The following is a 13,625-nucleotide window of genomic DNA, read 5'->3' as shown; positions in this document are numbered from 1 at the left end:
ATCAAATTAAGTTGTTGCAATACAGCTTGAGTTTCTAGATTTACTAAATCCATTTTGGTGCAGAAAACGAATCAAATATTTGCATCAAAATAAAATTTAGCACTTTTTTTGAGCACCACTATGCAAAACGTAGATCTATTTTTCTTACTGCTCGGGGCAGTACTGGTATTGGCAATGCACGCTGGCTTTGCGTTCTTGGAATTGGGCACCGTGCGCCATAAAAACCAAGTCAATGCATTGAGTAAAATCCTCACCGATTTTGCCATTTCAGCGATTGCCTATTTCTTTGTAGGCTATTGGATTGCATATGGTCAAAACTTTTTCCATGCAGGCAGTACCTTAGCAGCCGATCATGGTTATAACCTGATGCGTTGTTTCTTCTTACTGACCTTTGCTGCGGCGATTCCCGCGATTATCTCGGGCGGTATCGCCGAACGTGCCAAAATGCGTGCGCAAGCGATTGCCACACTGATCTTGGTTGCCCTGATCTACCCGTTCTTTGAAGGCATGATCTGGAATGGTAACTATGGTCTGCAAAAATGGTTAGAGAACTCTTTTGGTGCAAGCTTCCATGACTTTGCAGGTTCTGTTGTGGTTCATGCCATGGGCGGTTGGATTGCCCTTGCTGCTGTGATTTTACTGGGTGCTCGTCATGGTCGTTATAAGAATGATGGTCGTGTCAGTGCCCATCCACCATCATCTATTCCATTCCTTGCTTTAGGTTCATGGATTCTGATCGTGGGCTGGTTTGGTTTTAACGTGATGAGTGCACAACGGGTTGAAGCGATTTCAGGTCTGGTGGCAATTAACTCACTGATGGCGATGGTTGGGGGTACTTTGGCAGCCAACTATATGGGCCGTAATGACCCTGGTTTCTTACACAATGGTCCATTGGCTGGCTTGGTCGCAATCTGTGCAGGTTCAGATATTGTGCACCCAATTGGTGCGCTTGTGATTGGTGGCACGGCGGGTGCCCTGTTTGTTTACCTGTTCACCTATACTCAAAACAAACTTAAAATTGATGATGTGCTTGGGGTCTGGCCATTACATGGTGTTTGCGGTGCATTGGGTGGCATCGCAGCAGGCATCTTCGGACAACAGGCGCTCGGTGGTCTCGGTGGTGTCTCCATCATCTCGCAAATCATTGGTACGGGTCTTGGCATTATCATTGCCTTGGTCGGTGGTTTTATTGTCTATGGTCTATTAAAAGCTACGATGGGTATCCGCCTGTCACAAGAAGATGAGTATCGTGGTGCGGATCTTTCAATCCATAAAATTTCAGCCAATTCGGAAGAATCAATGTTCTAACTTTTCAAACCTTTTTAAGCGACGGAAACGTCGCTTTTTTTATCTCAATTAAAAACGAACTCGTTTTTATTTTCTCTATTTTATTTTTCTCTTCTCATCGATGCTATCGATACATAGCGGTTTTAATACTGAGATAAAGCAGTTGCGCAACCGACGCTGCCCCAGTGTATCCAAGCGATCATGGCACATATCATGCTTTATATTTCTTGCAATTTTTACTGTAATTTACAACTTTTAAATTACGCCACTCATCCACCATTACGATTAACAAAACCGTAAAGAATATCGCTTGAGCATGTGCATTGAACTCTATTAAGATGAAAAATAATGTTTTTTAATACATCAAAAAGAACACATTATTTTTCATAAAAATGAACGGTTAAACCGCAACAATGACGCATGCGATCATAACGATACAAAAGGAGTTTTGTAGATGATTTATAAACGCACCATGACCTCTCTGCTTTGTGCAGGCACAATGATATTCGGACTCAGTGCCTGTAGTGACAACAAAGCGCCGGCTGCTGGCGACAAAGCGACTGAAGCGGGTGCCTCCACTTCGGGAACATTAAACAAAATCAAAAGTTCTGGCACGATTGTGCTGGGTTATCGCGATTCATCGATTCCCTTTTCATATATTGCATCTACCCCAAACCAACCTGTTGGTTATGCACATGATCTGCAACTTAAAGTTGTTGAAGCTGTGAAGCAGAAGCTGAATATGCCAGACCTGAAAATCCGCTATAACTTGGTCACCAGTCAGAATCGTATTCCACTGGTCTCGAATGGGACTGTGGATCTGGAATGTGGCTCGACCACTAACAATAAAGAACGCCAGCAACAAGTCGATTTCTCCGTTGGTTTCTTTGAAGTCGGTTCTCGATTGCTGACGGCTAAAAATTCGGGCATCAAAGACTTTGCCGATTTAAAAGGTAAAAAACTGGTCACCACTGCAGGCACTACCTCGGAACGCTATATCCGTCAACATCAACAAGAACTTGGCATTGGCGAAATCATTTCCGCCAAAGACCATGCTGAATCCTTCTTGATGCTACAAAATGGTCGGGCTGTCGCGTTTATGATGGACGATATCCTACTCGCAGGGGAAAAATCCAAAGCCAAAGATCCAAATCAGTGGGATATTGTCGGGACCGCCCCCATCCATGAAATTTATGGTTGTATGCTGCGTAAAGGCGATACTGGCTTTAAACAAGTAGTCGATGATGCCATTAAGGCAACCTATGCCTCTGGTGAAATCAACAAGATGTATGAAAAATGGTTCCAGCAACCGATTCCACCAAAAAATATTAATTTGAACTTTGCCATGTCGGATCAGCTCAAAGCCTTGATCAGCACCCCACATGATCGCGATCAGTAATTCGCTCCCCTAATAGTAAGAATAGTATTGTGGAATTGGGCAACAGCAAATGTTGTCCTGATTCTGCTCAGGAGTCGTTATGAATTATAGCTGGAACTGGGGAGTTCTATGGCAATCAACAGGGATCGGAGACACCACCTACCTGAATTGGATCATCACAGGTCTAGGTTGGCTGCTTGTAATTGCTGTGGTCGCATGGAGTATTGCCCTACTGCTTGGTAGCACGCTCGGTATTATGCGTACGCTCCCCAATAAATCCGCCAGAGCTATCGGTACTGCCTATGTCACCTTATTTAGAAATGTACCTTTACTGGTTCAATTATTTATTTGGTTTTATGTGGTTCCCAACTTTCTGCCCGCACCGATTAAAAGCTGGTGGATGAATGATCTTGGTGCCAATACCACCGCCCTGATTTCCGCCAGTGTCGGACTGGGTCTATTCACCGCAGCACGTGTTTGTGAACAGGTACGAACAGGGATTGAAGCTTTACCCAAGGGGCAAATCAATGCTGGCTATGCCATGGGATTTACCACAACACAACTGTATCGTTATGTGATTCTACCGCAGTCCTTTCGTACCATTCTACCGCCACTAAGCTCAGAATTGACTAACTGCGTCAAAAACACCTCGGTCGCCTCATTGGTTGGGGTAGCAGAAATTATTTCGCAGATGAAAACCATTAGTGAATATACGCAGAACACCATTGAAATTTACACCTATGTCACGCTGATTTTTATCGTGATCAACATCTGCCTCATTTTTAGTATGAACCTATTGGAAAAACGCCTGCGTATTCCTGGTTTAATATCAGGAGGCAAGTAATATGGAATGGTTAACTTCTTTTCTCAGTGACTTACAACAGTCTGGGCCTGCGCTCTGGTATGGGTTCAGCATTACCTTAAAAGTCGTGGTGATTGCGACCATTGGCGGTATTGCGATTGGTACTGCACTGGCAATGATGCGCTTGTCTTCAATCAAAATTTTAAATTGGATTGCACAGGCTTATGTGGATCTGTTCCGTTCCATTCCACTGCTATTGGTCTTGATGTGGTTCTATTTTGCTGTGCCATTTTTTTATACCGCCATCACAGGTCAATATCTGACCATTGATACTGCTTTAGTTTCAAGTATCGTGGCCTTCATGTTATTTGAAGCCGCTTATTTTTCCGAAATTGTGCGTGCAGGGATTCAGTCGATTCCCAAAGGTCAATCGGCTGCGGCTTATGCACTCGGAATGAGCTATAGCCAGTCAATGCGGCTGATTATTTTGCCACAGGCATTCAGAAAAATGACCCCGTTGCTACTTCAGCAAACCATCATCCTATTTCAAGACTCCACCATGGTCTATGCCATTGGGTTACTTGATTTCTTTAGAACAAACTATGTTCGTGGTGATTTGATGTCTCTGCTCACCCAATATATTTTATTTGCAGGTCTGGTGTACTTCACCATCAGCGCTTTAGCGACATTCGCAGTGAAACGTTTACAAAGGAGGTTAAGTGTATGAGTGACAATAACGTAATGATAGACCTCCAAAATGTCAGTAAATGGTATGAACAATTTCAAGTTTTAACCGAATGCAGCACCCAAATCTGCCAAGGTGAAGTGGTGGTGGTCTGTGGTCCATCGGGCTCGGGCAAATCAACACTGATTAAAACGGTGAATGGGCTTGAGCCGTTTCAGCAGGGTAAAATCTTTGTCGATGGTGTGCCTATGCATGAACCCAAAACCGACATGACCAAATTACGTAGCAGAGTCGGAATGGTGTTCCAGCACTTTGAACTGTTTCCGCATTTAAGCATTACCGAAAACCTAACTCTGGCACAAATCAAGGTTCTTGGGCGTTCCGAAGCCGAAGCCAATAAAAAAGGACTGGCCTATCTGGATCGTGTTGGGCTGAGCGCGCATGCCAAGAAATTTCCGGCACAACTGTCTGGAGGGCAACAACAACGTGTAGCAATTGCCCGTGCGCTCAGTATGGATCCGATTGCGATGCTGTTTGATGAACCTACCTCTGCACTTGATCCTGAAATGATCAATGAAGTGCTTGATGTGATGGTCGGACTTGCCAAGGAAGGAATGACCATGATGTGTGTGACGCATGAAATGGGCTTTGCCCGTCAGGTGGCCAATCGTATTATTTTTATGGATCAAGGTAAAATTGTAGAAGACTGCTCCAAAGATGAATTCTTTGGCACACCACGCGGTGAACGCGCTCAGCAATTTCTGAATAAAATCCTACACTAATCCGTTCCCATATTCACAGCAGAAATAAAGCAGCCAAATGGCTGCTTTATTTTGAAATAGAATAAACGATATCATTGTGCTCGTTTTAAGAAATATATAAATAATTAGATATTGGCCTGTTTACATTTAAAACTCTACCGCTGATTTTTATCTTTGAAATATTCGTTCTTGATGCTTGTTTTAATATTCCTTTAAGAGCCAATTAAGCTTATTCACATTAAATAACACAATTGTCATCTAATTTTAATCATACGTTGCATGATTTTGAAAACACCTTTCTTCGCATTGATGAGCTTTCTATTGTTGGTCAGCTTTTTCATCTTGTTGTTCGTGTTTCCAGTCGGTGGAACCATTGACTTGCAACTGATTCAACCTTGGGTCAGTCAACATGGTGGCTTCCCTTATAAAAATGATTGGTTTCTCGATAAACTTAACCATACTTACGTCAAACAACTTTTAACGCTTGTTTATGTTGCTTTTTTCTTTTTGTGGTGCGCCTCTTTTAAAGTCGAAAAGCTGAAACCACAACGTTGGCAATACGGTTATATGTTTTGGATCAGTATGCTCTGTACAGGTATCGTAGGACTACTCAAAGCCCATTCTTATCACGCCTGTCCATGGTATATGACCCATGAAACCTCAACAGGTTTTACTTGGGATTTTTCTGCAACCGCTGGGCACTGTTTTCCTGGTGGTCACGCCAGTACAGGCTTCGCACTGGTCACAGGTTATTTTGTCTATCGTTTGCATCAAACACAACGTGCTTGGTTTTACCTCATTGCCGCAATGATCATTGGCTTTGCGATGGGTTGGGCGCAGATGATGCGTGGCGCCCATTTTTTGAGTCATAACTTGTGGACGGCATGGGTTTGTATTGCTGTGAACCTTGTGTTGTATGCACTCACTTATAAGCGACACCAAGCCATTACAAATCGTAATTGAGTACCTTTCTCGATATCCAATGTGGTAAAGTGGATGCCCGAACTTATAGAACGAGTTCGGTTGACACCCACATTAGGATTTTTTTTGCTGCCGTATGTCTGACTATCAAACTTTTTTGGAATCCACTTTAGCAACACAATCCGACTCTATTCAGTCTTATGAACTAGATTCACGTAAAGTATGGCTTAAAAAAGCATCTGAACGTCATGGTTTGTGGTTATATACGCCTCTGAAATGGCTAGCAAAAATATTTAATCTTGGCTCCATCACCCCAGTTCCCAACCAAGGGGGATCAGCTGCAATCCAATGTGAATTCAAACGGATTCAACAGCTCAAAGCACTTGGAATATCAACCCCGAATGTATTGGCGCTCTCAAAAAAAGGCATTTTGCTCGAAGATGTCGGCTCACAACGTCAAAGCCAAGTCAGCCAACTAGACCAGAAAATTGCAAGCCTTAAAGATCATCCAGAACAACAATTCGGCTTATTTCATCAAGCCATTCAGGCCATTCGCAAGTTGCATGCGAATGAAGGTTATTTAAGTGAAGCCTTTGCGCGAAACATTCTGGTCGATGAACAGAATCAGTTTACCTTTATTGATTTTGAAACGGATCCGCGAGATGTGCTCAGCCTGCATGATTGTTTTGTACGTGACTGGTTACTGTTTATCTTCTCGACAGCCTATCATTTTGAATTTGAACGACTCGAGCCAGCCAGCCAGTTGCTTTATCAAGCTTTACTGGATGAACCTCAAGTCTATAAAGATATTTGTAAGGTCGGTAAACGATTAAACTGGGTATTACGCTTGAATGTCAGCAAAGTCGGCAATGATGGTAAACGCATCCAAAAATGTGTGTTATTCCTGCGCGACCTGAAACAGCAATCTGAAACCAATACTCAGTCAAATTAAGTCCTCTTTATATTCAATGCTGTTCATGATGCGCAAGTTTCTTTGGTAATCTGACCAATACGCTCAAACCGCCTAATTCAATACTCCGAGATAAAGTCAAAACCCCACCTAAACGTTGGGTGGCTTTATCTACAATCGAAAGTCCAAGTCCACTGCCCACTTCTAAGTGATGGTGGACGCGATAGAAACGTTTCAGTACTTTGTCGTATTGTTCAGGATCAATTCCATTACCGCTATCTTCGATTTGAATATAAGCAAAATCATCAGTATCGCTATAGACTGAAATATTAATAATGCCTTGATTCGGGGTATATTTAATCGCATTATCAATCAGGTTAAAAATAATCGAATGTACAGTCGATTCAAGACTCTGCATTTCAATCGGTTCATTGCGCTCAAAGCCTAAATCAATCTCCTTTTGCATGGCTAAATTCACCAATTGCTCAACACAATTGAGTGCAACATCGTTCAATCTGAAATTAGTATTAGGTTCAATCAGGCTCAGTGCAACATCCTGTTTAGCCAATGCCAAAAGCTGGGTGACTAAATGTTGAATACGGGCTAAGCCTTTACTCAGATTCTGTAAAGCCTCATGTTCAGGAAACTGACTGATCAAGATTCGTGTTTGTAGATTCAAGGCAGTCACAGGTGTTCTGAGTTCATGCGCGGCATCGGCAATAAATTGCTTTTGCTCAGTTTGAGCATGCTGAATACGCTCAAATAAACGATTCATTTCTTCAATGGTGGGCAACAGTTCATGAGGATAATCTTTCACATCTATCGGTGACAGACCATCCGAATCACGCTGGGTCAGTTCTGTTTTAAAATCATCTAAGGGTTTTAAACTCAGGCTAATAATAAATGCTAAAACCAGAATCGCAATCGGCAATAACAGCAGATAAGGGACAAACATACTCCCAGCCAACTCCCACGCAAACGCATGGCGTACCTCTTCTTGCTGACTGACCTGAATCTGATAGTCTTTTAATGGAATCACATAGACACGCCACTTTCCTTGCGGTGTGTTTTGGGTATAAAAACCTGCTTGTTTCACAGGTGGAACCAAAAGATGGGTCTGATGCCATAAATGGCTTTGATCTTTATAAGCCCAAATATCAATCAGCAAATCTTCTTCGTGATAGGCGCGATGTAACTCCACCCGACTTGCCATAGGTGTTACAGGCTGAGAACTTGAACGTTCCGCCATATACTGCATTTGGGTATCTAAAATTTCATCGACCTCATGTAATGAAATTTTATATGCGGCTAAAATCAAGAAACAACCCAGCACAATACTGAAAATAGAGGTCCCCCAAATCAGTCTTTTCTTGAGTGAATAATGCTGAGTTTTTTTCATAAGTTTAAGCTTGCCCCAAGCGATAACCCAAACCACGAATGGTTCGAATAAAGTCTTTACCTAATTTGGCTCGTAAATGGTGCACATAGACTTCAATGGTATTACTGGTCACTTCACTGTCAAAATCATAAAGTTTGTCTTCCAAATTAGCTTTCGAGAAAATTTTGTTTGGATGAGACACCATCGGGATCAGAATGGCCCATTCCCGATTAGAAAGTTCAATCTGTTGTCCTTTAAATGTCGCCAAGTGTTGTTCAACATCGAGCGTCAACTCACCACTTTTTAACAATTGTGACTGACTTTTCAATTGTGCTGTTTCTACGCTGCCACGACGTAATAATGCATTGATTCGTGCAAGCAACTCATCAAACTCATACGGTTTGATCAAATAGTCATCTGCGCCTTGGTTGAGACCATCCACACGATTTTGTAGCTGATCTCGTGCAGAAATGATCAACACAGGTATTGAACTACGTTGACGAATCTGTCTGAGGATTTGCATCCCATCCATCAAAGGTAGGCCTAAATCCAACAAGATTAAGTCAAAAGGCTGTTTGGTTAACAAAGCTAGTCCATCGACCCCGTTATTGACCCACTCCACCTCAAACTGATGATATCGCAATAAAGTCAATGTTGACTCAGCAATCATAAAATCATCTTCTATCATCAAGATCTTAGTCATGATTTCACTTCACCTTATGGGTTAGGACATGTCTGTAACATGTCATTTTTAGCATTAATTACCTTGGTTTTGATATCAAGCAAACTCAGCATGGTTGGGAACAAGTTATCTTGGCTCAGCTTATTTTTACTTTGTTGTGCCAAACATTTTATTTGCTTCGTAGCTTGTTGCTGCCATGTCTGAGAGAACCACATCAGCATAGGTACATGGGTTTGTTGCGTCGGTGCAATCGCATAAGGCGCACCATGCAAATACATGCCACTCTCACCGGTTGATTCGCCATGATCAGACAAATACCACAAACCTGTTTGATATTTCGTTGTATTTTTTAATGTTTCAATCAATGAATCTAAAACATAATCGGTATAAAGCAAAGTATTATCATAGCTATTCACAAGTGCTTCTTGAGTACAGCCCTGAATCGCATTGGTATCACAAGTTGGTTTAAATACACGGTATTCAGCAGGTATCCGCTTATAATAGGCTGGTCCATGGCTGCCCATTTGATGTAATACCACTAAATGTGAACGGGTATCATCTTTCGGAATTGTTTCAAGATAGGCTTTTAAACTATCAATCAGAATATCATCCAAGCACTCTCCATCCTTACACCATTTCTGTTGAATTGGCTCAGGGATTTTAAATTGCTCAACACGGTCACAAGTCCCTTTACAACCTGAATTATTATCAATCCAAGTCACTTGGTAACCCGCTCGTTTTGCAATATCCAGTAGACCTTCTCGATGACTCGCGAGACGTTCATCGTAATCCTCTCTTGGCATACCAGAGAACATACAAGGTACCGAAACTGCCGTTGCTGTACCACACGAACTCACCTGAGAGAAATTCAAAATATCTTGTTTAGATAACTTAGGATTGGTATTTTTTGCATAACCATTTAAAGAAAAATTTTCAGCCCGTGCTGTTTCACCCACCACTAACACCATCAATTTGGGTACAGCTGTTGATGATTGAGTTGCTTGAGCATCTTCTCCATAAGTCACCAGAGGAAGATTTTCCTTAGGTGCTTTCTTTTTATAATACGATACAAATGAAGCAATCATATTTTGAGGAGAAATCATTCCTTTTAAATCACGGTTTTCACGAAAGATTGCAGCAAAATCGACATAAAAGACAAACAGCAAACCACCAACCATAGCTAAAGAAACAAGCGAGGCCACCACTTTTTTCCAAATTTGTCGAATAACAGGTTCAGGTTTTAGTTTAATCAGCAAAATCACAATAATCGGCACAACCACCATGCCAATGATCCAAACCAGCAAATGCCAAGACCATGTATCTTTTGCTTCAGCAATATCCGTTTGCATCAGGTTTTGAATTTGGTCTGAGGTGATCCAGACCCCTAGAGTATTGACAGCATAAGAGGCAAAACCACCAATAAAGACTAAAGCGATTGCAATTGGTTTTGCGGTCCATTTCCAATTCAAAACTTGAAAAAGAAAAGTATAGAATGCCGTTACCACACCGACTGAGGCTAAAACAAATAGTCCTGCTTTAAAACCTGTATAGGGGGTCAGTGTCTGCATCTTTTCATAAAATGCAAGATTGAGAAAAAGCCCTAACCAAACTGCGAGTAACACATTGAAGGTGAGTAATGAAATGGTCTTTGTTTTGAGTCTTTTGAGCAACATAAGCATCACAATCTAAAAATAAATTTCTTAGCTTTTTTTAAGATAAGAATAAAAACTTAAAAATGACTTAAACAAAACAATAGCAACCTAACAAAATGACAGGTTAAAAATTGAGTGAATTAAGAATTGGATTAATTAAAGTATGAATAATGTCCTATTTTTATAAATCCTTGTTAAAGCGATTCTCCACCCTTGTAGCCTAGCGTTTTATGAAAATAAATGATTCTATTTAAAGAAAAAACAATATAAACAAAAATGCCCTTTAAGCAAACTTAAAGGGCATTTTTTTTAAATAAAACAGATTAGAATTTGAACTCTAAACCTAAACCTGCAACAGGTTGTTTATCCTTTTTGCTGGCTTGCTCAAGCGTTAGATAACCTGCATAACCATAAGTCTTAACTTGTTTGTTAAATGCATAATCTGCACCAGCGATAATTTGTTTTGCTTTAAAGTCAGCAGTATTGGTTTTAAAGCTCGTATCATTCTGGCTATATTGACCTTTCACCGTCCAATTCTTCGCTTGAGGGATATTATATTCCGCACCCAACAACCAACCTTGTGTATCATCAATATTTTCTGAACCTGGCGCATTACCAGACACAGCTTCTACTTCTGAAGTCTGATACAGTGCTTTAAGTGCCAAGCCTTCAAGCGGCGTGACTTTACCAATTGCACGTACCGTATTTGCCGCTGCAAACAACCCACCACCAGCAATTGCAGGCTCAGCAGCATTTAAAAAACCACGACCAAGGAAGGTGCTTGGAATCGCTTTATCATAACCAAGACCAGCTACCACCAATGGATTTTCATAAGTGACAGATGCTGACCATGCATCACCTAAACCACGACCAGAAACTTTTGCGCCGCCACTGGTTGCTTTAATACCTGAAGACTCACCAGTTGCAAGTAACGCATTAAATTTAAATGCACCATCGAGTAATTTCACTGCTGGTGACTCATAAATCACTGCATTATCAATACGGTTTTCACCTGTGAAAATACCTGTGATATCGGCCTTATTGGCAACATAGTTGTTAAAGGTATCTACAACACTCGATAATTGTTTTACAGGCGTATCGTGCTTACCAATTTTCAAAGTACCCAATTGCGCATCTTTCAAACCGACAAAACGATTACGCTGTACCCAATCATTGCTATCGCCATCAGCGCTAAAGCCCCATTCGATTGCATAAACTGCGCTTAAACGCTCAGTTAGTTTTTCATCACCTTTAAGTCCAAGGAATGAACTGTTTGAGCTGATTTCCCAAACGTCTTTGTTTGACTTAGTTGCATTTTTTTCTGGTAAATAATCAACACTGGCATCAATCTCGCCATAAAATGTTGGTGCAGCAAAAGTGGTTGTTGCAAGTAAACTAAGCACTGCTGCTGTTACAATTTTGATTTTCATTGTTTACATCCTGGTTAAATTTGTAACAAATCCTACACATTAACTTTATATGACAAAACGATTAAAATCTTATTAATTTATTCTAATTTCGACTAAAGTTTAATTTTTATACATTCACTTATTCATTCTAATTGACTTATTTATGGCAATATCCACTGTAAATTTAATATCTATATCAATTAATTATCACAATATTTCTGTATTCTCATTCACAGAAATCTCTATATTCATAAAATAATAAAATCCGACGAAAATCATTCCATTCCTATATAAGCTAAGTCATGTACCCAGATTATTTGTTTCAATAGACATCGTTTAAACACAAAAATTGTAATAAGAAGTGACCTTTATCTTGCTTTATTTTTCCAATAAAAGATCGGACTCAAACACAGCATTGAAATGACGCAGATCACCAGTAAATAATCCGCATAACCTAGCCAGTCGCCCACCACACCACTGAATAAATACAACAAACCACTCACCGTTGCCATGATCGATACCTGAAAGGTAAAGTCCGTTCCTGCAAATTGTTTACGGCTATATTGCATGACCAGTGTCAGCATCACCACCAACAGCATTGCAGAACAGGCATCTTCAACCGCATTGACCACATACAACCAAAGTGGAGCAATTTGATCACGAGATTCATAGGCATAGCCGAGAACGGCATAAGCACCCAAACTTATAATTTTCAGAAACGAGAACACGATTAAACAAGATGTTCTAGAGAAATATTTTAATAATAGCCCTGCGATAGCCGCTCCCAATAATGCAGCAACCGCGCCAAACATGGTAATAAATACCCCAATCTGGGTAAAGTTCAGCCCCATATCCACCATTAAAGGTTTCAATAAAGGTCCTGCTAGACCATCAGCCACTTTAAAACTGATCAGTACCAACAGCCATGCTTTTAACTCTTGAGAGGATTGAAAATAATTTAAATAAGCTTTAATTGCCTGAGTAAAGGACTGAGCATTTGCTTTATTGAGTATGTTTCTGTTTTCATGTTTCGGCTCGGAATAAAACAAAACAGGCAATGTATTTAAAAAAACCAAACTGGCCAAAGCCAGAAACGTTCTTTGCCAATCCAGCCAATCTAAACACCAAAGTACAGCTCCGCCACCGACAATAAAACCCAAGCGTGATCCGATCACTTGGAAGGTATTGCCCCAATGCTGCTGATCACTTTTAAGTAAATTGACTGCCAAACCATCTGTGGCAATATCTTGGGTTGCACCAGTTAAATTCATTAACAGTAATAAGCCAAAGAAAATCAGCAGATAACTGGGTTGATCCAAGGTATGAATAGGAAAAAAAGATAAAACGATCAGAATAACAACGCTGCAAAGTTGCGTCGGAATGATCCAACTACGGTAGTGCCCGAATCTAGATAAGGCAAACCGATCCACATAAGCCGCCCAAAAAATCTTAATCGACCAAGGCAACATCAATAAGCCGAAACCACCAATATGCGCCAACGACACGCCCTGTGCCCTTAAAATCACAGGCAATGCATGCGTCATAAAGCCAACAGGCAAGCCCTGTGCCCAATATAAAGAAAACAATAAAATGTAAATCTGTCGAAGATTAGGCATTCCGCGTTTTCCATGGCAGTACAATAAGGTCGATCAAGTATCCAATCCTTTCATCTGTAAGGCAATAAAATCTTATTTTTTGCCAATGCAGGCGCTGTCATGAGTGTTTAACATAATTGTAGTTGTCATTACATATCGTGATTT

Annotated in this window: 12 protein-coding genes; 7 read left to right on the top strand and 5 right to left on the bottom strand. The window is 40.9% G+C overall.

The features are described 5' to 3' along the window. Positions 1-120 precede the first annotated feature (120 nt). The 7 genes from A7P55_RS04735 to A7P55_RS04705 all read left to right on the top strand — a co-directional run bounded on the left by A7P55_RS04735 (position 121) and on the right by A7P55_RS04705 (position 6,786). The gene (locus A7P55_RS04735) at positions 121-1,308 is read left to right on the top strand and encodes an ammonium transporter (protein WP_171551279.1); all 1,188 of its coding nucleotides are present in this window, start codon (positions 121-123) and stop codon (positions 1,306-1,308) included. A 433-nt stretch (positions 1,309-1,741) separates the two neighbouring features. Continuing rightward, positions 1,742-2,686: a transporter substrate-binding domain-containing protein gene (locus A7P55_RS04730; RefSeq protein ID WP_171551278.1), complete on the top strand. Its 945-nt coding sequence runs from the start codon at positions 1,742-1,744 to the stop codon at positions 2,684-2,686. 79 nt (positions 2,687-2,765) lie between these two features. Continuing rightward, positions 2,766-3,509, top strand: a complete 744-nt coding sequence (locus A7P55_RS04725; protein WP_171551277.1) for an amino acid ABC transporter permease — start codon at positions 2,766-2,768, stop codon at positions 3,507-3,509. Between the two features lies 1 nt (position 3,510). Next, positions 3,511-4,194 carry an ABC transporter permease subunit gene (locus A7P55_RS04720; protein ID WP_171551276.1) on the top strand — a complete coding sequence of 228 codons (684 nt, stop codon included), beginning with the start codon at positions 3,511-3,513 and terminating at the stop codon, positions 4,192-4,194. Positions 4,195-4,208: 14 nt separating this feature from the next. Next, positions 4,209-4,934, top strand: a complete 726-nt coding sequence (locus A7P55_RS04715) for an amino acid ABC transporter ATP-binding protein (protein WP_171551349.1) — start codon at positions 4,209-4,211, stop codon at positions 4,932-4,934. 258 nt (positions 4,935-5,192) lie between these two features. Beyond that, positions 5,193-5,876, top strand: a complete 684-nt coding sequence (locus A7P55_RS04710; protein ID WP_171551275.1) for a phosphatase PAP2 family protein — start codon at positions 5,193-5,195, stop codon at positions 5,874-5,876. Positions 5,877-5,970: 94 nt separating this feature from the next. After that, the gene (locus tag A7P55_RS04705) at positions 5,971-6,786 is read left to right on the top strand and encodes a lipopolysaccharide kinase InaA family protein (protein WP_171551274.1); all 816 of its coding nucleotides are present in this window, start codon (positions 5,971-5,973) and stop codon (positions 6,784-6,786) included. A gap of 13 nt (positions 6,787-6,799) precedes the next feature. Here the strand turns inward: A7P55_RS04705 and A7P55_RS04700 are convergent, their stop codons facing one another. The 5 genes from A7P55_RS04700 to A7P55_RS04680 all read right to left on the bottom strand — a co-directional run bounded on the left by A7P55_RS04700 (position 6,800) and on the right by A7P55_RS04680 (position 13,481). Further along, positions 6,800-8,143, bottom strand: coding sequence for an ATP-binding protein (locus A7P55_RS04700; protein WP_171551273.1), 1,344 nt, complete (start codon positions 8,141-8,143; stop codon positions 6,800-6,802). A gap of 4 nt (positions 8,144-8,147) precedes the next feature. Then, complete coding sequence (locus A7P55_RS04695) at positions 8,148-8,825, bottom strand: DNA-binding response regulator PmrA (protein ID WP_016162748.1); 678 nt, start codon at positions 8,823-8,825, stop codon at positions 8,148-8,150. 14 nt (positions 8,826-8,839) lie between these two features. Then, positions 8,840-10,477, bottom strand: a complete 1,638-nt coding sequence (locus A7P55_RS04690) for a phosphoethanolamine--lipid A transferase (protein ID WP_171551272.1) — start codon at positions 10,475-10,477, stop codon at positions 8,840-8,842. A 302-nt stretch (positions 10,478-10,779) separates the two neighbouring features. Further along, on the bottom strand, positions 10,780-11,886 hold the full coding sequence (locus A7P55_RS04685) for a porin (RefSeq protein ID WP_171551271.1): 1,107 nt from the start codon (positions 11,884-11,886) through the stop codon (positions 10,780-10,782). A 347-nt stretch (positions 11,887-12,233) separates the two neighbouring features. Then, the gene (locus tag A7P55_RS04680) at positions 12,234-13,481 is read right to left on the bottom strand and encodes an MFS transporter (RefSeq protein ID WP_171551270.1); all 1,248 of its coding nucleotides are present in this window, start codon (positions 13,479-13,481) and stop codon (positions 12,234-12,236) included. Between the last annotated feature and the right edge of the window lie 144 nt (positions 13,482-13,625).

Source organism: Acinetobacter sp. Ac_5812, assembly GCF_013072695.1.
Classification (GTDB): domain Bacteria; phylum Pseudomonadota; class Gammaproteobacteria; order Pseudomonadales; family Moraxellaceae; genus Acinetobacter.
This window is presented reverse-complemented; position numbering and strand designations above follow the sequence as displayed.

Excerpts from the sequence above, each read along its gene's own strand:
- A7P55_RS04730 (WP_171551278.1), top strand. The coding sequence starts at position 1,742 with ATGATTTATAAACGCACCATGACCTCTCTGCTTTGTGCAGGCACAATG.
- A7P55_RS04715 (WP_171551349.1), top strand. The coding sequence starts at position 4,209 with ATGATAGACCTCCAAAATGTCAGTAAATGGTATGAACAATTTCAAGTT.
- A7P55_RS04710 (WP_171551275.1), top strand. The coding sequence starts at position 5,193 with ATGATTTTGAAAACACCTTTCTTCGCATTGATGAGCTTTCTATTGTTG.
- A7P55_RS04690 (WP_171551272.1), bottom strand. The coding sequence starts at position 10,477 with ATGTTGCTCAAAAGACTCAAAACAAAGACCATTTCATTACTCACCTTC.
- A7P55_RS04685 (WP_171551271.1), bottom strand. The coding sequence starts at position 11,886 with ATGAAAATCAAAATTGTAACAGCAGCAGTGCTTAGTTTACTTGCAACA.
- A7P55_RS04705 (WP_171551274.1), top strand. The coding sequence starts at position 5,971 with ATGTCTGACTATCAAACTTTTTTGGAATCCACTTTAGCAACACAATCC.
- A7P55_RS04680 (WP_171551270.1), bottom strand. The coding sequence starts at position 13,481 with ATGCCTAATCTTCGACAGATTTACATTTTATTGTTTTCTTTATATTGG.
- A7P55_RS04735 (WP_171551279.1), top strand. The coding sequence starts at position 121 with ATGCAAAACGTAGATCTATTTTTCTTACTGCTCGGGGCAGTACTGGTA.
- A7P55_RS04720 (WP_171551276.1), top strand. The coding sequence starts at position 3,511 with ATGGAATGGTTAACTTCTTTTCTCAGTGACTTACAACAGTCTGGGCCT.
- A7P55_RS04700 (WP_171551273.1), bottom strand. The coding sequence starts at position 8,143 with ATGAAAAAAACTCAGCATTATTCACTCAAGAAAAGACTGATTTGGGGG.
- A7P55_RS04725 (WP_171551277.1), top strand. The coding sequence starts at position 2,766 with ATGAATTATAGCTGGAACTGGGGAGTTCTATGGCAATCAACAGGGATC.
- A7P55_RS04695 (WP_016162748.1), bottom strand. The coding sequence starts at position 8,825 with ATGACTAAGATCTTGATGATAGAAGATGATTTTATGATTGCTGAGTCA.